We start from the raw sequence: 26313 nt of genomic DNA on the forward strand, positions 1-26313 counted from the left end.
TATGCAAACAGTTACGCCTTGGAGCGCCACAGTTCAGGAAGATGTTAAAAACAGTGAATTACTTTTAGAAAGAAAAATTCTTGATTATACGTTTCAATTTTATAATACGGGCGATTCTTTATGGATTGTCGTACTTCTTCCCAAAAAAGGAAAAATAGCATTTCGTGCAGCTTTTGGAATGAACAGTTGTTTTGAAATTACTAATCTTTTTGATGATGACGAAACGATTGTTATTCAATTGAATTCCAAACTTGGAAATTATGAAGTTAGTGTTGATTTTCCGGACACAGCAACCCCTATCTTGCATTATAAAACCAATTTTACTGCAAATACGCCCTTGATGATTCCGTTTTGGCCTAGAGACATTATGCCTTTGACACAAAATGGAAGTGTAGAAAATACAAATGGTAAAATTCATATGGAGCAATTTGGATCCCGATCCGGGTTGCTATTTGCCAGTATTACAAAACCAAAGACAGGGTCGTTTCTTTATTATCAAAATCTTACTTCATTGTCAGAATATTGCGAAGCCACCCAAACCGAATCAAAAAGTACAGTTGGAGGAACCTGGCCAGAAATTGGATTTCAACTCCCTGCAACTGATAAATCACCTCTTCCCGCAGGTAAACCTTTTATAATATCAGATGCGTATGTGGTTTTGGAAACTGAGATTTTAGAGAAAACTTCAGCTGTGTGTGAACACTTTTTAAACAATCTTGTTAAAGTATATAAAGTGTTGCAACAGCCCAGAATTGAATATCATATTTGGCCGGATATCGCTCAAAAAGTTCTAAGTGATTTAGAACAAAATAAAGGTGCATGGACACAAACAAACGGAAATCCGTATCTAAATGCTTACTTGTGCGATTATGAAACGCCGGCCGAAAGTATGGTTCAGCTTGCTGTATTAGGTCCATTTAAGGAATATGAAAAATGGACTGGTGAAAAACACGCACTTTATGATGATTTAATTAAGGGGTTGCCTGCTTTTTATGATCCAAAAATAAATTGTATTAATCGATGGCTTCCGGCGCTTGCCGACAAATTGGATCAGTCTGAAGAACAAAAGAAGGAAATGGTGATGGATTCCTGGTATTTGCATCATCCCTTAATGAATTTGGCCAGATTGGCATTACACGGAGACAAGAGCGCCAGAAAGCTGGTATTGGATTCTATCGATTATGTTATAAAAGTGGCTCATCATTTTAAATACGAATGGCCGGTGTTTTATGATATGGAAACCCTCAATATCATAAAAAAAGAGACTGCTCCCGGCGCCGGAGGAGAAAGGGATGTTGCAGGCGCTTATGCACACTTAATGCTATTGCTTTTTAAGTTGACTAAAGAAAAACGCTACTTAAACGAAGCAAAAAAAGCAGCCAAAAAATTAGCAGAACTAGGCGTCGAAATATTGTATCAGGCCAATAACACCGCATTTGCAGCCGGAGCATTATTAGAATTATATAAAATAACCAATGAAAAATTATATCTGGAAATAAGCTACACCTGCCTCACTGGATTATTCAAGAATGTACAGCTTTATGATTGCAAATATGGCTACGGTAAAAATTATACTAATTTCTTTTCCATATTTCCACTTAATGATGCGCCGTATACCGCTGCCTATGAAGAATTAGAAGTTTATGCTGCATTGTCGGAATATTTTGTTCAGTCGAAAGACGTGGATATTTTACCATCGTTAAAAACCCTGATTCCGGAATTCGTTAAATACGCCGTTAATCGAATCGCTTATTATTATCCGCCGCTGCTTCCGCAGGACATGCTGTCTGACGAAGTAAAAACCGGAGAAATACAGGCTGATTTGTGGGTTCCTTTGGAGGATTTGTATAATGGCTGGCAAAAAAGCGGTCAGGTAGGTCAGGAAGTGTATGGCGCCGGAATGGCCTTTGGAATTGTACCAAGACAATACATAAAAATCGGTGGAAATTTTCTTCTTTTCATAGATTATCCTATTACTCAACCTACTAAAAGAGGAAAATCAATCACTATAAAACTCGATGGTGATCAGGATATGGTATACAATCTGAAAATTATAAAAATGTATGATCACAAAATTCAAATGAAAGTATTTCAGAACAAGGAAGCTCTGAAACCATTTAAAGAAAACCTAAAAATAAACGAATACGAAATTTCAGGTAAGGGATTAATTAAAGTACAATGGTAATATTAATTAAGAAATAAAAATCTAATTATGAGACAGCTAAACGAATATTTTGGACAAAACATTAAAGATAAAAGAATTGTAATAACAGGCGGAACCAACGGAATAGGAAAAGCCATTGCCGATTTATTGGTTTCCCTTGGCGGACGCGTGCTTATTTTTGGAAGAGACCACGAAGCTTTCAGAAAGGCTTTTGATGATATCAAACAACAATTTCCAGACTGCGAACTTTATGGTACCCCTGCCGATGTAACGAAAAAACAAGATATAAATACTATCCTAAAAATAGTTGATAAAGAGCTCGGCGGTATTGATATTTTGATCAATAACGCAGCTTTGGCCGCTGATGGCATTACAGATGGAACTTTTGAAGAATGGAAATACATCATAGATACCAATATTATGGGATACCTCGGTTTTTGTAAAGAAGCCGTTTCCAGAATGTCACCTCAAAAATCCGGACATATTATCAATATAGGCTCTATGAGCGCCGAAAACAAGTCGCCGGAAAGCACTATATACGTAACCACCAAATCTGCGATACGAGGATTTAGCACTTCACTACGTAAAGAAGTTAATCCATTCGGAATCAAAGTTTCTTTAATTGAACCTGGAGCTGTTGCCAGCGATATGCAGCCCGGCACAAAAGAAGAGCATCAAAAGAAAATTAATAAAATGGAAATGCTTGAAGCTGATGATATTGCCATGAGCGTTTTATTTTGTTTATCTCAACCAAAAAGATGTGACATTGTAACCATGCAAATAAGACCCCATCATCAAAGCATATAATGGTAATTGTACAATCTTAAAAAATAATGTTATAAGATGTTAGCAGATACTTAAATTAAATTTGAAATCATTTGTTATTAAAACATAACACACTAATACACTGGCAATAACAAAGCAAAAAACTCCAAAAAAAAAAACTAAAATCAAGATTATGGAAAATTTTCAAGATGAAAAACAGCGTGATTTGCTGCAAAACAAATCAGACGGAACAAATAAGTTCCTGACCACTGATCAGGGCGTTCGTATTAACGACGACAACAATTCACTTAAAGCTGGCGAACGTGGCCCTTCGCTACTCGAAGATTTTATTTTAAGAGAAAAAATAACCCATTTTGACCACGAAAGAATTCCGGAAAGAATCGTACACGCGCGTGGTTCCGGTGCTCATGGTTTTTTTGAAGTGACCAACCCGATTCCGGAATTAACAAAAGCCGGATTTTTGAAAGAAGCCGGATTAAAAACGCCTGTTTTTGTTCGCTTTTCGACAGTTGCGGGTTTTAGAGGTTCTACTGATCTTGCTAGAGATGTGAGAGGATTTGCGGTAAAATTTTATACACAAGAAGGAATTTATGATTTGGTAGGGAATAATGTTCCGGTTTTCTTCATTCAGGATGCTTCAAAATTTCCTGATTTAATTCATGCTGTAAAACCAGAACCGCATAATGAAATTCCGCAGGCTGCCTCTGCTCACGATACCTTCTGGGACTTTATTTCGCTAATGCCGGAATCCATGCACATGATTATGTGGGCGATGTCAGACCGCGCTATTCCGAGAAGTTATCGAATGATGGAAGGCTTTGGAGTTCATACTTTTAGATTAATTAACGAAGCAAACGAGTCCGTTTTTGTGAAATTTCACTGGAAGCCTAAATTAGGAACACATGCTGTAGTTTGGGACGAAGCTTTGAAAATTTCAGGAAAAAACCCTGATTTTCACAGACAGGATTTGTGGGAAGCTATTGACATGGGAAATTTCCCTGAATGGGAACTAGGTGTACAAATCATTCCACAAGCAGACGAACACAAATATGAATTTGATTTACTGGATCCAACTAAAATCGTTCCTGAAGAATTGGTTCCTGTAAAAATAATTGGCCGCATGGTATTGAATAAAAATCCGGACAATTTCTTTGCAGAAACAGAACAGGTTGCTTTTCATCCCGGACATGTTGTACCAGGAATTGATTTTACAAATGATCCCCTGCTTCAGGGCAGATTGTTCTCTTATACCGATACGCAATTATCAAGATTAGGAAGTCCAAACTTTCATGAAATTCCGATTAACAGAAGCGTTTCTCCAACACACAACAACCAGCGTGACGGGCATATGCGCCAAGAGATCAATAAAGGTCGTGTGAGTTACCATCCTAATTCGCTTGGAGGCGGATGTCCTTTTCAGGCTAAAATTGAAGAAGGTGGATTTTCAAGTTTTAATGAACGTGTAGACGCTCATAAAGTACGAGAAAGAAGCGAAAGTTTCGCCGATCATTTTGGTCAGGCAAAATTATTCTTCAACAGTCAGACCCCTACAGAAAAAAGTCATATTGTAAAAGCGTTGCGTTTTGAACTTGGAAAAGTAGAAACAGCTGCGATCAGAGTCAGAATGTTAGGCCTTTTATCTCAGGTAGACATGCAATTGGCCGAAAAAGTGGCGGAAGGATTAGGTACTTCTGTACCCTCAATACTTGAAACTCCAATAAACAAAGGTGTTTCTCCGGAAAATGAAATGGGAAATCAGGAACCACGTTCTATCGATTCATCGGTGAAGTCTTCTGATGCGCTTTCGATGATCAAAAATCCAACGAATTCTCCAACAATTGCCTCCAGAAAAGTAGCTATTCTTTGTGCCGATGGTGTTTCTGCTGCTTCAGTGATGAACATCAAAAATATTTTATTAAAAGAAGATGCCAAAGGGTTTGTAATTGCTAAGAACTTGGGATCTGTTCTTACAGACGAAGGCGGTGCAATTCCGGTTGATTTTAGTTTATTAACTACTTCATCAGTTCTTTTTGATGCCGTTTATATTCCGTCTAGTGAAGGCCTAAATGATTTGGCGAAGAATGATGACGTTCTTGAGTTCTTAAACGACGCCTACAAACATTGCAAAGTAATTGGTGCCGACGGTCAGGCTATTGGAATTCTAAGCGAAACACCGTTTGCTTCAAAACTTAATAATGATGATACAGGTATAATACTTTACAGTGAACCTGCAACCGAAACATTTGCACTCGATTTTATAAGTGCCATGGCAAATCATCGTATTTGGGAACGTGAGGAAAATTTATACAATTAACACTAAACATACAACTTATGAAAAATTCAGATAACCCTACTCCGACTGCCACAAATAAAGGGGTAAAAAATAATATAGTGCAACCTTCTCCAGATGCTGCTTCGGAACTAAAAGATTTCTTTATTGACAGTCTAAAAGATATTTACTGGGCAGAAAATGCGCTTGTGAGTGCTTTGCCAAAAATGGCTTCCAATGCAACATCTCCTACCCTTACAAGTGCTATTTTAGAACATCTGGCTGTAACCGAAAATCAAGTAAAAAGATTGGAAAAAGTTTTTGAACTGCTTGGCGAAAGTGCAGAAGGAAAAAAATGCGAAGCCATGGCCGGATTGCTAAAAGAAGGCGACAGCATTCTTCTGGAAACTGTGCCGGGAGCTGTTAGAGATGCTGGTATTATAGCGGCATCACAAAAAATTGAACATTATGAAATTGCAACTTATGGTACCTTATGTGCCTTTGCAAAAACACTTGGCGAAAATGACGTCGCAAAATTATTAACGCAAACTCTGGCTGAAGAAAAAGAGGCCGATTGTGTGCTTAGTGATGTTGCATTAAATACAGTAAATATGGTCGCAGCTGAATAAGCAGCATACTTTATTACTTATTTTCATTTTACTGAGAAAGACATCTGCAGTCTAACTGCAGGTGTTTTTTGTTATTTATTAAAATTTGTTTTTAACATAGAAAACTCAGGTTTTGCTTCCTTAACCGCAAAATTCACAAAGGCTCAAGCCTTTTTTATTGCGATATATAAAAGTTTTTGCCACAACAAAAGCGATAGCGAATAGGCGAAGGAATTTCGTTAATTGAAATGGCTTGAATTGTTGTCTTTTAAATTAATTTCTCTCGCAGATTCCGCAGATTAAATTAAGATTCCTATATCTGCTATATCTGCGGAATCTGCGAGAGAAATAATAAAGTAAAAGAAATTATTTTAATCCCTTAATCTGTGGCTAAACTTTTTAAACGCAATCAAACTAATAATTGACGCAAGGGTAGCAAAGGTTAATCACATAGCTTTGCGAACTTTTTAAAGATCTTGTAAACACAGCTGATAAAAAAACTTTGCACACTTTGCGGTAATTTTTTTTGATGGGTCATTTAAAAATAATGATTCTATTACAAATCAGCATTTTAAAAATAATTCTATGTATATTTATGATAATTCTTTGTGTAAAATAGTGTACTAATAAGCGATTCATAACTTTCAAATACAATCAAATGCAGAAAATTTTAGTATTTATAATCTTGTTTTTATATTGCTCATTGGCATGGACGCAAACTAAACCAAATGATAGTACTGCAACAGCTGTAAAATCCCAAAAGAATATCGATTTTAATGTAATGCCGTACATCAGTTACAACAGAAATCTTGAATTTATGTTTGGCGCTATTCCCATGATGATGTATAAAATAAATCAAGCCGATACAATTTCTCCCAAGAACTTATCCGGAGCATCAGCCATTTACACTACTAATAAATCTTATTTTCTGGCTTTATTCAACAAATTTTACTTTAAAGAAGATAGTTGGCGTGGCACATTTTTCTTTATGACAGGAAATCAGAATTCTCAATTTTATATGGATGATATTGATACACCTAATTTTTACGATTATGGTACCAAAACCACTGTGGTGAATTTTAGTGTGCAACGTAAAATTGTAAAATCATTATATGCGGGAATTGGTTATTCGTATGCACATTATGACACTACTTACCAGGACGATGTACAACCCGCTTCAAAAACACATACAAATGGTTTACAGGCCATAGCACTTTATGATACGCGTGATGCCGTTTACTATCCTACGAAAGGTGAAAAAGTCAGAATGCGATGGGTTACTTTTCCGGAATGGTTTGGAAATGAGGTTAATGCTAATAAAATACTATCCGAATATAATAAATACATTCCGATGCGTAATGGAACAGATGTTTTGGCAGCCCGTTTTTCCGGTAAATTCGGATTGGGTAATATTGCTTTTGAACAACAGGTTACCATTGGCGGGGAAGACATCAGAGGATATTCTGAAGGTAAATATCGCGGTGACGGCTTAATGGCGATACAGAGTGAATATCGATATAATTTTAATAAAAAGATGGGTGTTGTAGGATTTGCGGGTCTTGCCACCATTTATGGCTCAGATACACCCGATTTCAACTGGAAAATGTATCCGGGTGCCGGCGTTGGATATCGCTACAAAGCTTTTAAAACCGTAAAATTCAACGTAGGACTTGATGCTGCAGTTGGAAAAGACGACTGGGGAATTTATTTCAGAATTGGAGAAGCTTTTTAAAAAAGGTAACAGCTGTTAAATAATTTATAAAAGCGAGCTCTTTTTGATAATCAGTTCTTCATAAAGGCAATAAATAGTTCAATTAAATGTTTATGATAATAGGTTAAATCTAATATTAACTTATATAAAAAATAATAAAAAAGTATGAAAAAGATTTTGTTTTTAGTTATGATGATTGGTATTTCGCTGCATGGATTTGGGCAGGATGAGCTCAACAGAAAACAGCAATCAATCCCACCTAAAAATTCAGAAAATAAAGAAGTTATTCCGCCAACTGAAACACCTCCAACCGCAGAACCACCGGCACTTTCAAAAGAGCCGATTGTCTTAAAAATTAACCCGGACGAACTTTTCAATAATAATATACTTTATAAAAAAGAAGCTAATGTAGAAGGTGTTTTTTACAGACGAAATGAATATTTAGGTGGATTTGTAACGAAATCTTTTACGTCTACCATTCGTTACAGGGATGCTGCTTTTGTTGACGGTGATAAGATCAAAGTATATTTGAATGATAAGGTTATTGAACCAGAAGTACTTCTTGACGGAAGTTATAAAGGTTTCAAAATAAATTTAGTAAAAGGTATCAATAAAATTGATTTTGAAGCGCTGAACGAAGGTTCTGCTTCACCAAATACAGCTGAATTTCAGGTTTATGATGATAAAGGTGATGTGATCGAATCAAGCCAGTGGAATGTTGGTAAAGGTTACAAAGCGGTGATCATTTTATATAAAGAATAACCCTAAAAGGTTTAATTATTCATTCAAAATTATTTAAGGGACAAAGTGAAAAAAGATCATTTGTCCCTTTTTTTTATGTGATATCCCTGTCAAAAAAACAAACAGTAAAACATATCTATTGTAAATCAAATATTTATACAAATAATTTTATTCTTTTTTGTAAATTTGAAATACCCGTTATTAAAATCAGACTTTATAAATTGATTTCTTTAGAAACTAAAATTTGAAAATAAGAGACAATGTATGGAGTTTTAATAAAATTTTAGTTTTTTTTCGTTAGCAAAATCACTAACTTGTATAGAGCTATTAATACAAAGTTACGCTTGTTTTAAAATAGATGTGTTTCTTAATTCTCTAAAAAAAGAACCATAAAATAAAATAACTGAAGTCGTTTTATCCATTTTGGAATAAAATTGGACCGACTTTTATCTAACAAAAAAATAAAAATATGCGAGTACCCATCATTAGAAAAAACATAGTATTTACACCAGATTCCAAAAGAGTTGTCGCCAGATATTTTATGAATGGTGACGAACGGACCCAACAAATGGTGATGCGGATAATGATGCTGGATGAAAAACAGGTTTTACAAACTTTAGAACAGACACTTCGGGAATTTGCGAGACGACACCGAAATATTTCAAGCATATTTTTAAAACACTGCGAGAAAATCAGGCCTATTATTGAAGGAATGCAAGTTGATTATGAAGCAATATCCCTCGATCGTAAGATGCTGATTGGTTCGTACTGTACCATGGAATATGCAATTGAATCTGCTGCTATTTTCAATCCTTCCATTATAGAAGATTTTGATCAGACGGGTTTAGAAATGGGCGAAAAACGTGTCATTCTATCTTTTAGAGCAACCGGTGAAGGCCATATTTCGTCGATTGTTTTTAGAAGAGGAATTCTGGATCGCAACAACAATCTTCAGGTAATGAAGATTGGGCATCATATTGACAAGGCAGAGATTGAACATAAAACCTTGTACAATAAAGAGCGATTCCTGATGAAACTGTATGAAATGCACACTGATGATAAATACATCGCGCAAGTTATGCAGGAATTACCTACTGAATTTGAGTATGCTGTTTTAAAAAGCATGGTAAAAACCAGCTTAAGTGATCCCTCGATTAGCCAGGAAAGAAGAACGGCGCTAGAGGAAATCATCTGGCTGGCCAATTCGTTCTATGATTTGTCTTTCCAGCATGATTCTGACATTACAGAACGTGTTATTTTTCCCATATCTGAGTCAGAAAGCCGTGGTATAGAAGATGCCCGTTTTGTTCGGTTTGATGATGATCATGACGATTCACATCGTGTATTGGCCACTTATACCGCTTATAATGGCCATGCCATACTCCCAAAACTTATTTCGACCGAAGACTTTTATACTTTTCGTGTAATGCCTTTGCATGGTGCAGGTGCCCAAAATAAAAATCTCGCCTTATTTCCGAGAAAGATAAAAGGAAAATATGCGATGCTTTCGCGCATTGATGGTGTTAATAATTACATCATGTATTCAGACAGAGTTACCCAATGGAATACGCCTATCCTGCTTCAGGAACCGCGTTTTGCCTGGGAATTTACACAAATTGGAAATTGCGGATCGCCACTCTGGACAACGGAAGGATGGCTCGTGATTACCCACGGGGTTGGAACCATGCGACGTTACTGCATTGGAGCTTCTTTGTTTGATCTTGATGATCCGTCTAAAGAAATTGGAAGATTAAAAGAGCCTTTACTTTCCCCTCTTGAAGACGAACGTGAAGGTTATGTTCCGAATGTAGTTTATTCTTGCGGTGCTATTATTCATAACAATAGCCTGATATTGCCTTACGCCGTATCTGATTATTCTTCTACTTATGCAGTTGTAGATTTAGTCGATTTATTAACGGCTTTAAAGAGTAGTAGATAAGATTTAAAACGTATTCGAGTTTATAAAACAAAAATCCCATTTCGGTATGAAATGGGATTTTTGCTTTTTATAATTGATAAGAAATAAACTTTATTCAATAGTAATTTCCGGATCAATAATTTCCGGCTGAGGAGTTGCATAATGATTGTCATCTAACCAGGCAATAAATAATTTGTAACCAATTGAAAATACAATTGGACCGACAAACAATCCTATAAATCCTGACATTATAAATCCGCCAATTACGCCTAAAAAGATCACAAGCATGGGTACCAAAGCACCTTTACCCAATAAAAGTGGTTTCAGCACATTGTCTGAAAGTCCGCTTATGATAAAGAAGATAGTCCAGCCAATCGCATAACCGGAATCTCCAGTGGAAAAAAGATATACTATAACTCCAATATTGATAATAATGGGTCCGATTTGTAAAATAGAAAATATGAGACAAATCAAGGTCAGTATTCCGGCATAGGGAATATCGGCCAAAAACAATCCAAAGGCCTGAATAATGGTTTGAATGATAGCAACTCCCAAAATTCCTTTCACCACCTGATAAATTGTAGAAGTTGAAATGGTCATAATTTCATCTGCTTCGTTTCCTGCAATCTTTTTTAGAAATTTATGTACCATCGTTTTTGCTCCGGGTGAAACCAATAAAATTCCGGCAATAATGACCGAAAGTATAAATTGCAAAAAGGCCATTCCGGAACTCAATATACTACCCATAATTTTTGTAGAAAATTCTTTAATCTGATCCTGATATTTAACAACACTCTGTTCTAAATCTGTTGATGCAGCAAGCAAAAATTCGTAAAGAGGCTTACCAATTACAGGCCATTCTTTAATTGAAGGTCCCGGTGGACTAACCTTAAGCGTTCCGGCTTCAAACTCCGTTTTCAATTCTAAAAAATTGGATGTTGCTGCTTTTAACGCATATATTACTGGCATCAACATTACAGCAATAATCGTTATTGTAATTATTACGGCTGCCAACGTTTTTCGTCCTTTTAATATTCTTTGCAGAAAATTAAATAAAGGATAAAATGCTACAGCCAATATTGCTGCCCAAAGAATTGGCATAAAAAAGGGCATTAGCAATGTAAGACAAAAACCCACAACCAGAAAGATAAAAAATAGCTGTAAAATAGTGTCAAAGAGTTCTTTTCGTTTATTCACATTCGAATTTTCCATTTTTATTTTGTTTTAGATAATAATTGGTTAAATATGTTTGTTTATTATTTTTTTAAAGAAAAATTGGCGTCAGAAACCAATCTTCCTATTAAGATTACTGGATATAAAACGCCTGTCAGCACCTCGATCTGAACCAGGGAACGGGCAAAAGGATGAATGGGGACAATTTCGCCATAACCTGTCGAGGTCATGGTGATATAACTGAAATACATAAAATTAGCCTGTTCGCTACTGCTATCAAATGGAGAAACTGCGATCTGAAAAGAACCTTCGATGTGTTTAAAAACAAATAAATACACCGTACACCATAGATTTACCAGTAACATATAAACGACTATAGAACCAATAATACGATATTGTGTTACGGGCCCGGGTTCTAATACTTTGATTAAAACCAATCCAATTAGAAGCAACATTAGAGCAACCGACAAAAAGAGGTCTGCAAATACCACAATAACGTTGGGCTGAAAAAAATCGATCCACTGTACCGTTAAAAACAAAAATGGGATAATAGAAACAAGAAGGGCTTGCTTTTTATCTTTTGCCAATGAAATAATTCCCGCCATGATAAATAACATCCAAAAAATATTAATAACTACCATGAAACGAGAATAGCTGCCAAATAACGGAATCAGAATAAAATGCATGATACAGAGCAGTAACAACATTACACTAAGTCCTTTTTCCCGTGTCCACAAACGATATAAAAAGCGATTATTTTTTAGTTCCATAATTTCCTGGTTGTTAATTTAAAAAGAGGCTAAACTGAATCATATTCAATATTTAAATTGGTATGGGCTCTGCTTCTACTTTGCCAATCGGCCTGCGCCAAAGTTTAAAGAGCAGAATGATAAAAATGGGCAAAAAACAAATCGCCGACATGACGAGATAAATATCTTTGTACGCGAGTAACATAGCGGTCTGAGCTGTTTGATTAGAAAGGCTTTTTTCGGCTTTTTTCTGTGCCTCAGCATCTGATAATCCCATGACTAAAAAGTTTCTTTTGGAATTGGCTAATTGATTCTCGGCTTGCTTATTAGTTGCTATCAATTGTTGACTAAGACCCGTTTTGTGCTGTATGTTCATATCTGAAATAAAGGTTCCTAAAATGGCACTCCCTAAAAGTGATGCAAAAACAGCCTGAGCAATAATTCCGCTCATCATACGTGAAGTGCTTAGTTTTGGAGGAACTCCCTCTGAAATATAAAGCAGTGAAACCGGAAAAAGAAACCCCATTCCGAGTCCCTTAAAAACCAATGGCAAAAAGAAATCCGATGAGTCTATTCCGGGATAAAATCTTAAGTACAGCATAACATGATACAAGCCATAGCAGGCAAAGCCAATAATCCAGATGGTTGCCAGATAGATTCGTTTGTATAAAAGATAAGTCGACAGCGGAATAGAAATACACAAACCAAGTAATAAAGCAAGATGCGTTTGTGCACCCAAAACCGAATCAAAACCCAAAATATTAGTCATATAACCCGTTACAACACTTCCGGTTCCGTTCATTATGCCTATATAAAACATCAAAAAAGCCCCAATCACCACATTTTTATACCGATACACATCCGGATCGATTATAGGATTTTCTGTAAAACGGGTATGCAGTAGGTAAATTCCAAACAATACAAATAACAAAGCCGTCGCCAATCCTATTTTAGGATCATCAAACCAATTTCGGGTTTGTCCTTCGGCACATAAAAAGAGAATGACCATAAAAAACAGTATCATAATGATCCAGCCTCGCCAGTCAAACTCAAATACTGCTTTCATAGGCGCGACATCGGCTTTATAAAAATACCACGCCAGAAGAATACAGACCAAAAAATTGACATTCAGAAAATAAACACCAAAAGTCCAGTTATGTAAACTCGTAAAATGAGCACCAAAATATTGATACAAATGCTGACTTCCTTTTTGAATAAACTGAAGAATACCGTACAGCAAAGCCATATTAAAAACAGGATTGTATTTTAATAAAATAGGAACCATTGATGCAAATATTCCGATAACGGAAACAATAGCCAAAAGAGCGCGACACAAAGTAAACCACTCAATAGTTGGTGCAAATAAAGAGGCCGTATTGAAGAGAATTGATAAAAAACTTACCGATAAAATCATAGTGCGAACCCGAATTTGTTTGCCCAATTTCAATCCCAATGGCATAAAAGCCAACATGCTAAAAATGGGAATATAAACAGAATAGGTAAAAACGATTGTCGACGCTCCAAAATGCCCAAGAATCTGCGAGTTGTCATAAGTCGTGACATTCAGTCCGTTAAAAAAAGGAATCGTAAGGATGTATAATCCTATGAGGGTAAAAACGCTTCCTTTTTTTCCTGCGATCATCTTTTATTTTTTTACTTCAACAGTTACATTCATTCCCGGTTTTACTTCCTCCAAATCTTTGGCTGTGGCTTCAAATTCAATTCTAACAGGAATTCGTTGTGTTATCTTCACAAAATTTCCGGTTGAATTATCCGGTTCTACCATAGAGAATTTAGCTCCTGTTGCCGGCGAAAAACCAAGTACTTTTCCTTTAAATTCTTTTCCGTCCAATGCATCAATGGTAATGGTAACCTGTTGTCCTTGTTTTATTTTTTCAATTTGGGTTTCTTTAAAATTGGCCGAAATCCATAATTTTTGGTTCAGTACAATCGTCGCTATTGTTTGATTGGCGTTGATTAATTCTCCAATAGAAAGATTGCGTTCCCCAACAAATCCATCAGATGGCGCCATAATACTTGTGTAGGATAATTGTAATTTGGCAGCATCGAGATCTGCTTTTTTTCTGGCAACTGTTGCTCTCGCCGCTTCCAGATTGATATTACTTTGTTTGGTTACAGATCCGCTCGCTTCCAGTCCTTTTTGGCTCGCTTTTACATAAGCTTCTTCCGATTTCAGTTTGGAAATCACCTGATCGTATTGGTTGCGTGTCACAGCCGAATCCGCATACATATTTTTGAATCGCTGATAATCTTTCTGGGCTTTTTCAAGACTTGCCAAATCTCCGGCTAACTTCTCTTGTCCTGAAGCCTGATTGGATGCTGACGTTGTAATGGTCTGCACTAAGGAATGCAGATTTCCCTCGGATATAGCCAAATCAGCTTCGGCCTGCTTTACCTTGATGCTATATTCTGAATCATCCAAAATCACCAAAGTATCGCCTTTATGGACATACTGGTTGGCTTCAAACCTGATTTCTTTAATATGACCCGTTGCTCTTGCTGCAACACTGTTGATATAAGCCTCAACCTGAGCATTATTAGTGGTTTCATAATTACTGAAATCAAAAAATAAGCTTAAAATCCATAAAGCTCCGGCAATTAAAAAAACAAAAGACAAAACCGTTAAAATCGTATTTCGCTTTTTGTCTTTTTGAATTGCTTCATTTGTTGCATTTTCTTCGCTCATGATATCCTGTCTTAAAGTTTTCCCATAGCATATTGCAGGGAATAATATTGAATAATTAAATCTAAATTGGCGTTAACCAGTTCAATTCGGGAGTTGTTCAATTGTAATTCAGCATCTACGATTTCGCTGATTAAAGCAAAATCGTTATCATACCTGCTTTTTACAATCTTATAATTGCTCATGGAGAGCTCCACATCTTTTTTAAAGGTTTTGATATTCTCTTTACTTTCGACATAACGCACATAAGCATTTTTTACTTCAGTACCAATTTGATCTTTCGTTACGGCCAACGCAATATTGCTCTTATCAATCTCCAGTTTATCTCCGGAAATACGGTGTTTTAAAGTATAAAAACTCGATACATCCCAACTTAGGGAAAGACCTGCTGCCCAATAATTAAGAATATTGACATAAGTGGGCCATTGTGCCGGATATTCAGTATTCAGAATAAGATTAGCGTTGATGTTGGGCCGAAATCCACTTTTGGTTAAACTCAGGTTAGATTCTGATAATTTAATTCCGATTTCAGCTCGTTTTAATTCTTCCCTGTTTTGAAACGCTTCTGCTAAACTTTGCTGAAGATTTATATTTTCGGTCGGAAGCATGCTTTCTGCTACCTCGGGTTTTAAAATCGTATTTGTTGGAAAACCAATTAAAATATCCAGATAATTACTGATTAATTCGATTGTATTGGTACTTCTAAAAACCGAAACCTTAAAATTAGATTGTTGCAATTCGGTTCTCAAAAGATCACTTTTTAAGTTTTGACCATTATTGACGCGTGATTTTAACTGACTGATACGAAGATCTGTATTGATAATATTTTGCTTGGTTACTTCAATTTGACGGTATAGTTTTTCAAGGGTGAAATACTGTTCTGTAATAGCATTTTTAACGTCGGCTTCGGTCATTTTAACCACCGATTCCTGCATCTCACTAAGCAATTTTTGCTGTTCAATTCTATTGTTAATTGAACCTCCGCTGTAAATTGGAACTGCCGATACAACATTGGCAAATCCCATATGATTAAAATAATCTACCGTAATGTTACTTTGGTAAAACCCTTCATACAGTTTTGGATCACCTATATAAGTATATCCGGCGCTTAAACCTACCCGTGGCATTTTTGCAATTTTAGCCTGATCTACATTTTCATTAGCAATAGCCAGATTGGTGTTGGCGATTTTAAGCTGTTTGTTATTCTGGATACCAAGCAATATAGCTTCATCAAACTTTATTTTTTTTGCATTGAAGAGACTGTCTTGCTGAGCAAAACTAAAGCTGATATTGCATACCGAAAGAAAAAACAAAAACTTTAAACCTAACTCTTTTAATTGCCAATACTTCATCAGATTTATATACTTTTTAGTTAATAAGATGGTTTGCGGAAACAATTTGTTATTAAAGAACTTCAATAAAAAAGACTGGGCTGAGGCGTAGAAAATTAAACTTTTAAAATTGCGGTTAAGTCTTTGAAAATTTACAATAAAATGCCGTTTTGAGCTGTAATTGGCTTCGGAATATCTTCATCTCTTATCATTTGTTTCAGATCAATTTCGATAGTTCTGCAGATGGAAAGCATCGGAATATCATTTGGTAAACCACCAAATGGATTTTCAGAATAGTCCCCAACAAGTTCCATCAATAAAAAAATCCAGGAAACAATACTGACTACCGGAATAAACAACCATACATTATAATGTCCCATTTGATCAAATTCTGCAATTAGTCCAAATGGCAATAAAACAATAAAAATCCAGACAAATAAATTACTTGCATAAGCATATAAGCGCGGTAACGGAAAGTTTTTAATTCGTTCTGCCTTACCTTGTTCATCATATAAATTATTCAGGAGTGTCTGTAATTGTGCATGATAGAAATCATTGATTAAACCATCTTGCCTAAGTTGCATTAAATCCTGTGATTGTTGATCAATAATATGAGTTGATATGTTCCTGAATTTTTTCAAATCATCGTATTCTTCCTGGCTTAGATGTTTTTCCAGCATTTCTTTTGTAAAATCATCTTTAAGAGTATCTTCAACAACTTTATTTATTGATCTTCGACTTCTTTTTGCAATATGGGTTCCAAGCGTAATATGTTCCCACGATGTTGGTATTAATAATTGATCCCTAAAAGCATACACGTACGCTATATTTCTGTAAATGAGTTTTTTGGTGATCGCATTAATTTCTTCTTTTGAAAATTTTTCATCAGAAAGATTGTTTTTAATATATCCTCTTGTTGTAACGCCCCACATACGGCTAATATTAAGGATTGTTCCCCATACTTTTCGGGCTTCCCATATTCTTTCGTAAGATTGGTTGTTTTTAAAACCGATATAAAAAGATACTGCGGTCCCTATGATTCCAATACTAACCCACGGAATCGAAATCCATTTTAGATGTAAGAATTCGTATGAAAATAAAACCAGAAATGACCACACGACAATCCATAATAAGTAACCTCCGCTGAATTTTACTAATGCACCAAAGCTGAAACTATTATTTACAAACATAAGTAGCTGATTTTATAATCATTATAAAGATAAAAATTCGCTTAATATAAACTCCTTTTTATGTTAAAAAAATTATAATATAGAAATAAGACAATTAAAGAAGCTTTTTTCCTGCCTAATATTAATATTATATAAAATCGGAAGTAAAATTGTGTAAGTAGTGACAACGCTTATTTGTATAATTTTAGAACATGAAGTATGCACACATTTTAGTAATAGATGATGATCCGGAAGATATTGAAATATTTTCTGAAGCCGTTCATTCATTTAATGAAAATATCACTATTACAGCTTCCACAGATGCTTCTCTTGCTTTGGAAGACTTAAAAAAAGCGGCACAATTACCCGATATTATCTTTCTTGATTTGCAGATGCCACGGTTAACCGGAAAAGATTTTTTGCAAAGAATGAAGGAGGATGATCTTTTACAAAATATACCGGTTGTGGTTTTATCGGGCCAGTCTGATCTTATTATTAAGGACAGCTATCAAAAAATTGGAGCTAGTAATTTTATTTGCAAGCCAAACAGTTACAAGGAATTAGTTGAAGAACTTCGGGAGATACTAAACTCTTAAAAGTTATCGTTGTATATCCTGCTTTAATCTGAATTATATTATTAATATGTTAAAAAGCTAGTTGTTTCTCTTTATATTTGATCTTTAAATTAGATAATTTCAAATACTTAAGAAAACAATGAAACACTTATACTGTTTTTATTTTTTGGTTTTTATTTCTTTTCAATCTTTTTCTCAGGCGCCTTCTTCAACTGCCGATTATAATCTGCCGCAAAAACGACTTTTAATTCAGCTTTGCTCCTCCTTTCTTTATGCAACATACCAAGGAAAAATTGATGAGGACAGTGCAACAGTTTTGAGTGCCAAAATTTATAAATTACCACTTTTGCTAAGTACTGATGAAGGATTTCACGATTCTTCTGATGAAGCTTTTTTAGATGGAAGCGCCCTATTAGAAAAAGGAAACATCACAGCTTTCAATAAAATTTTAGCCAAAACAAAAGGAACCACCAAAATAAAATTATTGCTTCAGGCTGGAAATTTTTATCTTTCTAAACCAGGAGCAAAACCTGAAAATCTTCAGAATGCTTTGTACAATATAAAGGAAGCAGTTCAAATCAGTAACGAGCTTAAAATTCAAAAATGGCAACATCAAAGTATCACGCTACTCGGAAAATATTATGCGAAAGCACATAATTTAGAGGAAAGTAAAAATTGTTTTATCAAAGTTGTAAACGAATGCCGAAAACAAAATGACCAAAAAGCTCTCGCTGATGCATTGGCCAATCAGGCACAGTTTCTACCGATTTTTGATCCTCAAAAAGAAGTCATTTTAAATGAAGTCATTAAACTTTACAACACGCTGGGATTACAGGAAAAAATGATCGTAAATTATTTAAAGATCGTTGTCATTCATTATTATTCCGGAAATTTAAAGTTAGCCCTTAAAGGATTTTATCAAAGTTTGTATTATCAACGAAAAGCCGGTTTTAAACACATTCATTTTACTGAAGCGACGATCTCCTACATTGAACTTTTGCAAAATAATTCAAAAAGTGCCTTGTATTATGCTTTAAAGAGCATAAAAACAATGGAAACTATTAACGACTATAATTTTGCAGACGATTATTACCTTCGACTTGGAAATGTGTATCTGGCACTTGGCCATTTTGAAGAAGCCAAGGCAACCTATGAAAAAAGTATTAAAGAAGGACAAAACGGAAGTAATACCGGTGGCTGGTACAAAAGTTTTGTCAGTTTGGTAGCGGCAATGTCTTCAAAAGGAAAAGATCAGGAAGCTATAGATTATATTAATTCGATGACGGCAATGTATCCCCCACCCAATCTTTTTGATAAAATGATTCTGGCTAATACCAAAGCACTTTGTTACGACAAGCTTAATAATTTTGCTATGGCAGAAAAGAATTATAAGGAGATGGATAACTGTGCACAAAAAATATTAGCACCTGAAACCGTAATTGATATCTTAAATCTGTATTCTAATATGACGGCTTTTTATGCTTACCGATATAAAGTAAAAGAAGCTACTTTTTATGCCAATAGAGTTTCGGCTATAGCACAAGTGTACAAGCAAAATTTTAGTTCTGAAAAATTGGAAAGTTCTTTATCTAAAATTGATTCTTTAAATGGTAATTATCTTTCGGCCTTAAAACACCATCAGATTTATAAAAAGCTAAACGATAAATTCGTTAATTTCTCTAAAAACAAAGAAATTGAAGAGCTTAAAATTCAATATGAAACGAAAAACAAAGAGAAGGAAATCAAACTCTTAAGCAATCAGTCTAAATTGCAGAAAAGTGAACTGCAAAAATCACAACTTTTAAATTATTTGGCGATTGGAAGCTCTGTATTATTTTTGATTACGATTGCGTTGTTATATAATCGCTATCGTTTAAAACAGCGAAATCACGCTAAATTGGAACAGAAAGAAAGAGAAATCCATAAGAAAAACATCAATTTAAAACACTTACTAGATGAAAAAGAATGGCTTTTGAAAGAGATCCATCATCGGGTAAAAAACAATCTTCAAACGGTGATTAGTCTGCTGAATTCGCAATCTGCGTATTTGGATAACGATATGGCGTTGTCGGCAATTAAAAATAGCCAGCACAGAATTCATTCGATGTCCTTGATTCATCAGAAACTGTATAATTCAGAGAATATTTCGACGATTAATATGCCCAATTATATTAAAGAATTGGTTGAATATCTAAAAGAATCTTTCAGTACCGGGCAAAGAATTCGTTTTGAAATTAATGTAGCTCCTTTAGAATTAGATGTGGTACAAGCAGTTCCTTTAGGTCTTATTTTGAATGAAAGCATTACGAATTCAATCAAGTATGCTTTTCCGGATGATCGTTCGGGACTGATCAATGTAACGTTAGAAAAAGTAAAAGAGAGCTATTATTTACTAACTATTTCAGATAACGGCATCGGCTATAATACTACTGCTTGCGCTGACAGAAAAAATTCTTTCGGAATGAGCCTGATAAAAGGTTTAAGTGATGATTTGGAAGGAAAACTTTCGATAGAAAATCAAAATGGAACGATTATAAAAATTGAGTTTTTAGCTGAATTTTTAATTGATAAAAAATAGATAAATTCCAAATCTAAATTCCAAACTTTAAATTCCAAATTCCAATTAAATAACAAACCCGACAGGTTTTAAAACCTGTCGGGTTACTAAACTCCAGGATTGGAATTTTTTTATTGGAATTTAAAATTATTTTATTGGAATTTTTAAAATTATTTAGTTTCAAGGAAAAAATCCAACAATCCTTTTTGAACTGCTGCTGTATTTTCCTGAACGATCCAGTGTCCTGAATCCGGAATATTACTTTCACGAACATCGTTAGCCACCAATTTAGTGTGGTCTTTTAAAAATGCTGCTGCAAAATACTGACCGCCCATTGTAAGAACCGGCATGGTTAATTTTGTTTTCATGAATTCAACATTGTCTTTTCCGTCTTGTTGAAAAGCGCCAAACCATTTAAAACTGCCAGTTGTTGCTCCTTTAACAGAATAGGCACGAATAAATTCAGCTGTTTCTTCTTTTGTAAAAGCGTCTTTTTTATTGGCCACTACAGGCCAAAATCCGGTTAAAAATTCTTTTTCTTTTCCGGCAACTATAGCTCCCGAAGAAGGCCAGCTAAAGAATCCGAACCACCATGCTGAAGCAGAAACCTGCGACCAAACGGGTTCAATTCCAGGAAGCAAGGCATCCATTAAAGCTAATTTTTTCACTTCAGTCGGATATTGAGCTGCATAAGCATAAGCTACCATTAAACCAATGTCGTGACCTGCAACATTGACATTTTTATATCCTAATTTTTTTACTAATTCGTGAATATCAGTTGCCATTGTTTTCTTGTCATAACCACTTTCTGGTTTTCCTGACTCTCCCACTCCTCTTAAATCAGGCGCAATTACGGTAAAGTGTTTTGAAAGTTCCGGCAACAATCTATTCCACATATACCAGTTTTGACCAAAACCGTGAATTAATACTAAAGGTTCTCCTTTTCCTCCTATTACATAATGTATGTCAACATTATTCACGTTTACTGTTGCGTGTTTGAAGTTCGCAGGAGGATTTGCTGCTTTAACTGATTTATTCTGTGCAGGTGAACTTGTACCTACTAAAAGTGCTGTGATAAGCATAGCTGAATTTTTAATTATTGTTTTCATTTTTATGTTGTGTTATTATTTATGGGACAAATTTACAATAACGGAACGATCGTTCCGTTATTAATCATGTTAATATTTTCTTAAAAACACACTTAAGAATTTTCACTCTAAAGAAACCCCTGATTTCACAAGCCTTTTGAAAATTCTGATAGTCAATAATTTATAGTACAACTTTAAAAATATAAGAAAAAACATAAAAAATCCACCCACTTCAAAACCTAATTTGAAATTGATGGACTCTTTCCAAACAACTATAAAAAACCTATTATGAATTAAGCTGTAAAATCAGTTGAAAATGTGAGCTCTTTATTGTTTTCGATTTCCGTTTTCAATGCATCGATTTTATAATTGGCGAATTGATAAGCATCTGAGCCTGTTAGCATTCGTAAAGGCGGCTCAGGATTTTGGGATAGCTTTATAATTAGCTCGGCCACTTTTTGCGGATCGCCTAATTGATTTCCCGGTAAATCTTGCTGGTGCTTCCGTACGCCTTCGCGAATATCGGTATACGCTTCAATTGGATTTGTTGGTGCAATTAATGAACTGCTGTTCAAGAAATTGGTACGAACATAACCCGGTTCTATAATCGTTACATTGATTCCGAAAGCTTTTACTTCTTGTGCAAGCGCTTCAGAAATAGCTTCCACGGCAAACTTTGTACTGCAATAGATTCCCCAGCCTGCTCCGGCCAGCAACCCAAAAACAGAAGAAAGGTTGATAACATGACCAAATTTAGCCGCTCTCATATGAGGCAAAATGGCTCTGGTTACATTTAATAATCCAAATACATTGACGTCAAAATTAGCTCTAACTTCTGCATCAGAACTTTCTTCGATTCCGCCTATTAGTCCATATCCTGCGTTATTTACTAAATAATCAATAGCGCCAAATTTTGATATTGCAATGTTTACGGCTTCTTTGACACTTTCTTCGTCAATTAAATTTACCTGTAGAGGCAAAAACTGAGCTGTCGTAAAGCCAACTGCTTGTTTGAGTGATTCAGCATTTCTGGCTGTTGCCACAACATTGAATCCCTGAGCTAATAATTGCTTTACCAAAACAAGACCTATTCCTTGTGAAGTTCCTGTTATAAACCACGTTCTGTTTTCATTTTTCATAATCTGTTATTTTAAATTTTCTGAATAAATGGATAATCTGTATAACCTCTGGCTGTGCCGCCTCCAAATAAAGTATGATTGTCTGAGATTTCATTTAAGCTCAGATTTTGTTTTACTTTGGCTGGATAATCAGGATTGGTTAAAAATTTTCTTCCAAAACCAATTAAATCAGCCAAGTTTTCCTGAAGTAATTGCTCCGCTTCTTCCGGAGTTTTATTACCTGTAGCAATAATTGTATTCTTAAATGTCTTTCTAAGCTGAGTTCTAAAATCAATTGGAATGGAAGGTGCATCATCCCAATCGGCCTCGCAAAGATGAATATAAGCAAGGTCGAGTTTGTTTAATTCTGTCGCCGCAAGCATTATAGTCTGCAAAATTTCAGGATCACTCATATCCTTAAAACTGATGAAAGGCGAAAGTCGTATTCCTGTTTTTTCTTTTCCGATTGCCCTGGCTACTTCTTTTGCAATTTCAATCAGAAAACGAATTCTGTTTTGCGGTGTTCCGCCGTATTCATCCATTCTTTTATTACTGTTGCTTCTTAAAAACTGGTCAAGTAAATATCCGTTGGCACCATGAATTTCAACACCGTCAAAACCTGCTGCAATTGCATTTTTTGCGGCTTGCACAAATTCATTAAGTACGTTTTCATTATCGGTTTTGCTCATTTCTCTGGGTTCATCAACCGGAACAAAGGTTGCATCTCCGTTTGGAGCGCCATCAAATACATAAACACTTGTGTCTTTTGCAGTTAAAGCAGAAGGAGCTATAGGTTGCAATCCGTTCACTTTTGAACTGCTTACTCTGCCAACATGCCACAATTGCACAATTATTTTACTGCCCTTTTTATGGACGGCAGTTGTTATCAGTTTCCAGCCTTCTATCTGTTGCGGACTGTAAATCCCCGGAGTATTGGCATAGCCCTTTCCCTGTAAAGAAATCTGTGTCGCTTCTGTAATTATTATCCCGGCTGTGCTGCGTTGCGCATAATACTCTGCCATCAAAGCATTTGGAATATCACCAGGTTGAGAAGCTCTTGATCGGGTCATTGGAGCCATTAAAAATCGGTTTTTTAATGTATTTCCGCTTAAATTGTACTCCTCAAATAATTTTTGATACTTCATTTGATTGTTGTTTTAAAGAATTAAATAGTCAATTTAGAGGGAATCATTATTCCCGAATGATACTTTTATCTTCATACGCCATTTGGGCAATTTCGTCTTTCCGTTTAAAACTAACGCCCTTGTGTTTTTGAATGTACGATAGGATTTCTGTCGTTGCTGCAACCATTTGCGGCGTTCCTCCAATACGATCATGAAAACTTATGGACATTTGCCTGCGCTTCTTTTCTGATTCTTTGTAAAGCTGATCAAATTCTAATATAACCTGACGCACAAACTGATCTGCACTAAAATTTTTGCCCTCAATCAGTACAATATCGTTGCAACGAATGGTGTATGGAATAACAGCAAAATCTTTTCCTTTTACTTTTAATAAAAACGGCTCGTCCCGACTTAAATCATCAATATGATACTTAAAACCCAATTCCTGCAGAATATCAAGCGTGTTTGTTCCGCGTCTCAACCAATTTGCATTATACCCAACTGGCTGAAAACCGGTTACTTTTTTAATCGCATCAGCCCCATCTTTGATGAATTGTTTTTCAGTTTCATACGGCATAGTATATTGAGTTGCCCAATCCATTCCATGGGCGGCGGCTTCATGACCTCTTTCTACAATTTCTTTGGCAAGGCCCGGGTTTTTTAATACCGCTGATCCCACCATATGCGAGGTAACTTTGACACCAAACTTATCCCAGTTGTCCAGCATTCTCGGAATCCCTTCTTTGTATCCATACTGGTACCAGGTTTCGCCGGGAAGATCAGTAAAGCCTTTTTGCATGTTCTGCGGAAACGGACTCTCCGCATTCACTGGCTGACCACCTGCTTCAAACTGCATGGATAACGATACTACCAAACGTGACCCGTCAGCCCATTTCGTAGCAGAATTTTCATTGACTAATGTATTTGTTTTAAAATCACTTGCTAGCAATGTAGTTGCTGGCAGTAATCCGGCAAGTCCAACAAGACTTGCCTGTTTAAGAAATGTTCTTCTGTCCTTCATCTTGATTTATTTATTTCATTTCAATACTTTTTCAATAATTAAAGTCTCTTCATAAAGTGAAAATTTGCTTATCAGATTGTTTTCAACGGTTAGATGTATGGCAAGTGGCATTTTAAAATGTTTGCCGTTTTTTTTCACTGTTCTTTCGACAAAACCAAAAACGGCGACTTCATTTCCTCTTACCAAAAAAGATTGTGCCTCAAGTTTTTCGCTTCCGTCAACAAAGTAGCTAAACAGGGTTTTAAATAATACTGAGATTTCTTCTCGCTTAGAGCGATGCCCCGTCCATGGCATGTATTTCGATTCAAATATGTACCAATCGACCTTTTCTGAAACCATAGAAGCAATTTTTTCCGGATCTTTCGCACCAATATAGCCAAAGAACTTTTCTGCGGTTTGTTTCGTCTGAATTTCTTGATCTGTATATACTTGTGCCTGTACTGAAAAACTCAGTAACATAATGGCTAGCATTAAAAATGTCTTTTTCATTTTTTGCCTCCGTTTTCTTTAATGTCTTTATAAGCATTCGGAATATTAAAATTGAAATGAAGCCAGTTAAAAAGTTCATAACCTTTATCATACTCTTTCATAGTGACCGCTTTTTTTGTCTCTTCTAAAGTCATTCCTTTTTTTACAGCATCTTCCACATTGGCTTTTAAGGCTTCAACATAATCAATAGTATATTTAATTCCCGCTTTATTGGTAACCCGGCCGTGTCCCGGAACTACAATGTCGTTATCTCCAATCATGTTGTAAATTTTGTTCAGATTGTTTACAGGTTCCAGAAAATAGCCATCAAATAACCATGGTATGGTTGGACTTTCAGCAATAAAAGGATTTCCTGCCCATAAAACATTGCCTTTTGGCCCTTTTAAATACACAAAAAGATCTGCCGGAGACTGTGCTGTTCCCACATTTATAACTTCAACTACATTTCCTTTTCCCATATCAATTTTCATATTTTGATTGATGGAAATCGTAATATCAGCCGGACGATAAACGCTTTCTTCTATTCCTCTGCCTTTTCCAAAAAGCATAATCATAAACCCTTTTATATTGTCGTAATTTTTAGAAAGATTTTCTTTGCAGAATTCGTTCTGAATCACAATAGTTTCTTTTGGAAGCAGATAATTCCCAAAGCAATGATCACCGTGATCGCTGGTATTTATCGCATAAATTATAGGTTTGTCTGTTACGCTTCTGATCAGTTTATAAAGCTGATCGTAAAGTCGTTTGCATAACATCGTTTCGATAAGCAAAACGCCTTTGTCTCCTACAATAAATCCTGCTGAAGTGGCCTGAGCTACACCTTTTGTAGTTTCGGCTTCAGCTGTTTCCGGAGCGACTGAATAGACATTATCTGCAATTTTATGCAGTTTTAAAGTGACCTTATTGGCATCCCAAATAGGTACATGATCTGGCATTGGAAACTGGGCATGCACTGCATTACTTAAGAAAAGCAATATAACAAGCGTTAATCCCGTAATTATTTTTTGAGCTTTCATGA

General features: G+C 35.6%; 21 protein-coding genes. 9 read left to right on the forward strand and 12 right to left on the reverse strand.

The genetic code is table 11. From position 1 onward, the window contains the following. Position 1: 1 nt before the first annotated feature. From B0A65_RS01775 to B0A65_RS01805, 7 genes are all read left to right on the forward strand, one after another. Entirely contained in the window at positions 2-2185 is a 2184-nt protein-coding gene (locus B0A65_RS01775) for a hypothetical protein (RefSeq protein WP_074658000.1), read from the forward strand. Between the two features lie 27 nt (positions 2186-2212). Further along, positions 2213-2971: an SDR family oxidoreductase gene (locus tag B0A65_RS01780; protein WP_074657998.1), complete on the forward strand. Its 759-nt coding sequence runs from the start codon at positions 2213-2215 to the stop codon at positions 2969-2971. Positions 2972-3122: 151 nt separating this feature from the next. Beyond that, positions 3123-5264: a catalase gene (locus tag B0A65_RS01785; RefSeq protein ID WP_074657996.1), complete on the forward strand. Its 2142-nt coding sequence runs from the start codon at positions 3123-3125 to the stop codon at positions 5262-5264. Positions 5265-5281: 17 nt separating this feature from the next. After that, entirely contained in the window at positions 5282-5848 is a 567-nt protein-coding gene (locus tag B0A65_RS01790) for a YciE/YciF ferroxidase family protein (protein ID WP_074657994.1), read from the forward strand. A 637-nt stretch (positions 5849-6485) separates the two neighbouring features. Beyond that, positions 6486-7559 (forward strand): BamA/TamA family outer membrane protein, encoded by a 1074-nt coding sequence (locus tag B0A65_RS01795; protein ID WP_074657992.1) that lies wholly within the window; start codon positions 6486-6488, stop codon positions 7557-7559. Between the two features lie 144 nt (positions 7560-7703). Then, positions 7704-8300 (forward strand): hypothetical protein, encoded by a 597-nt coding sequence (locus B0A65_RS01800; protein ID WP_074657990.1) that lies wholly within the window; start codon positions 7704-7706, stop codon positions 8298-8300. A 448-nt stretch (positions 8301-8748) separates the two neighbouring features. Then, positions 8749-10218 (forward strand): glycoside hydrolase family 130 protein, encoded by a 1470-nt coding sequence (locus B0A65_RS01805; RefSeq protein ID WP_074657988.1) that lies wholly within the window; start codon positions 8749-8751, stop codon positions 10216-10218. A gap of 90 nt (positions 10219-10308) precedes the next feature. On the opposite strand, the gene B0A65_RS01810 is transcribed toward B0A65_RS01805, so the two are convergent. The 6 genes from B0A65_RS01810 to B0A65_RS01835 all read right to left on the reverse strand — a co-directional run bounded on the left by B0A65_RS01810 (position 10309) and on the right by B0A65_RS01835 (position 17344). Next, on the reverse strand, positions 10309-11409 hold the full coding sequence (locus B0A65_RS01810; RefSeq protein WP_074657986.1) for an AI-2E family transporter: 1101 nt from the start codon (positions 11407-11409) through the stop codon (positions 10309-10311). Positions 11410-11453: 44 nt separating this feature from the next. Further along, the gene (locus B0A65_RS01815) at positions 11454-12140 is read right to left on the reverse strand and encodes a potassium channel family protein (RefSeq protein ID WP_083370382.1); all 687 of its coding nucleotides are present in this window, start codon (positions 12138-12140) and stop codon (positions 11454-11456) included. 52 nt (positions 12141-12192) lie between these two features. Beyond that, on the reverse strand, positions 12193-13761 hold the full coding sequence (locus tag B0A65_RS01820) for an efflux MFS transporter permease (RefSeq protein ID WP_074657982.1): 1569 nt from the start codon (positions 13759-13761) through the stop codon (positions 12193-12195). Between the two features lie 3 nt (positions 13762-13764). Next, on the reverse strand, positions 13765-14826 hold the full coding sequence (locus B0A65_RS01825) for an HlyD family secretion protein (protein WP_074657980.1): 1062 nt from the start codon (positions 14824-14826) through the stop codon (positions 13765-13767). Positions 14827-14837: 11 nt separating this feature from the next. After that, positions 14838-16175 carry a TolC family protein gene (locus tag B0A65_RS01830; protein WP_089069601.1) on the reverse strand — a complete coding sequence of 446 codons (1338 nt, stop codon included), beginning with the start codon at positions 16173-16175 and terminating at the stop codon, positions 14838-14840. A gap of 131 nt (positions 16176-16306) precedes the next feature. Beyond that, positions 16307-17344 carry a bestrophin family protein gene (locus B0A65_RS01835; protein WP_074657976.1) on the reverse strand — a complete coding sequence of 346 codons (1038 nt, stop codon included), beginning with the start codon at positions 17342-17344 and terminating at the stop codon, positions 16307-16309. 191 nt (positions 17345-17535) lie between these two features. Here B0A65_RS01835 and B0A65_RS01840 point away from each other — a divergent pair, with 191 nt between their 5' ends. Further along, entirely contained in the window at positions 17536-17919 is a 384-nt protein-coding gene (locus B0A65_RS01840) for a response regulator (RefSeq protein ID WP_074657973.1), read from the forward strand. 118 nt (positions 17920-18037) lie between these two features. Next, entirely contained in the window at positions 18038-20476 is a 2439-nt protein-coding gene (locus tag B0A65_RS01845; protein WP_074657971.1) for a tetratricopeptide repeat-containing sensor histidine kinase, read from the forward strand. Positions 20477-20625: 149 nt separating this feature from the next. Here the strand turns inward: B0A65_RS01845 and B0A65_RS01850 are convergent, their stop codons facing one another. From B0A65_RS01850 to B0A65_RS01875, 6 genes are all read right to left on the reverse strand, one after another. After that, positions 20626-21564: an alpha/beta fold hydrolase gene (locus tag B0A65_RS01850; protein WP_074657968.1), complete on the reverse strand. Its 939-nt coding sequence runs from the start codon at positions 21562-21564 to the stop codon at positions 20626-20628. 272 nt (positions 21565-21836) lie between these two features. After that, entirely contained in the window at positions 21837-22682 is an 846-nt protein-coding gene (locus tag B0A65_RS01855) for an oxidoreductase (RefSeq protein ID WP_074657965.1), read from the reverse strand. A gap of 11 nt (positions 22683-22693) precedes the next feature. Next, complete coding sequence (locus tag B0A65_RS01860; protein ID WP_074657963.1) at positions 22694-23806, reverse strand: alkene reductase; 1113 nt, start codon at positions 23804-23806, stop codon at positions 22694-22696. 46 nt (positions 23807-23852) lie between these two features. After that, positions 23853-24806, reverse strand: a complete 954-nt coding sequence (locus tag B0A65_RS01865) for a polysaccharide deacetylase family protein (protein WP_074657961.1) — start codon at positions 24804-24806, stop codon at positions 23853-23855. 15 nt (positions 24807-24821) lie between these two features. Further along, positions 24822-25295 (reverse strand): nuclear transport factor 2 family protein, encoded by a 474-nt coding sequence (locus tag B0A65_RS01870; RefSeq protein WP_074657959.1) that lies wholly within the window; start codon positions 25293-25295, stop codon positions 24822-24824. Continuing rightward, positions 25292-26311: an MBL fold metallo-hydrolase gene (locus B0A65_RS01875; RefSeq protein WP_074658343.1), complete on the reverse strand. Its 1020-nt coding sequence runs from the start codon at positions 26309-26311 to the stop codon at positions 25292-25294. The genes B0A65_RS01870 and B0A65_RS01875 overlap by 4 nt, the downstream gene beginning before the upstream one ends. Between the last annotated feature and the right edge of the window lie 2 nt (positions 26312-26313).

It is taken from the genome of Flavobacterium frigidimaris (genome assembly GCF_002217275.1).
Lineage (GTDB): Bacteria > Bacteroidota > Bacteroidia > Flavobacteriales > Flavobacteriaceae > Flavobacterium > Flavobacterium aquidurense.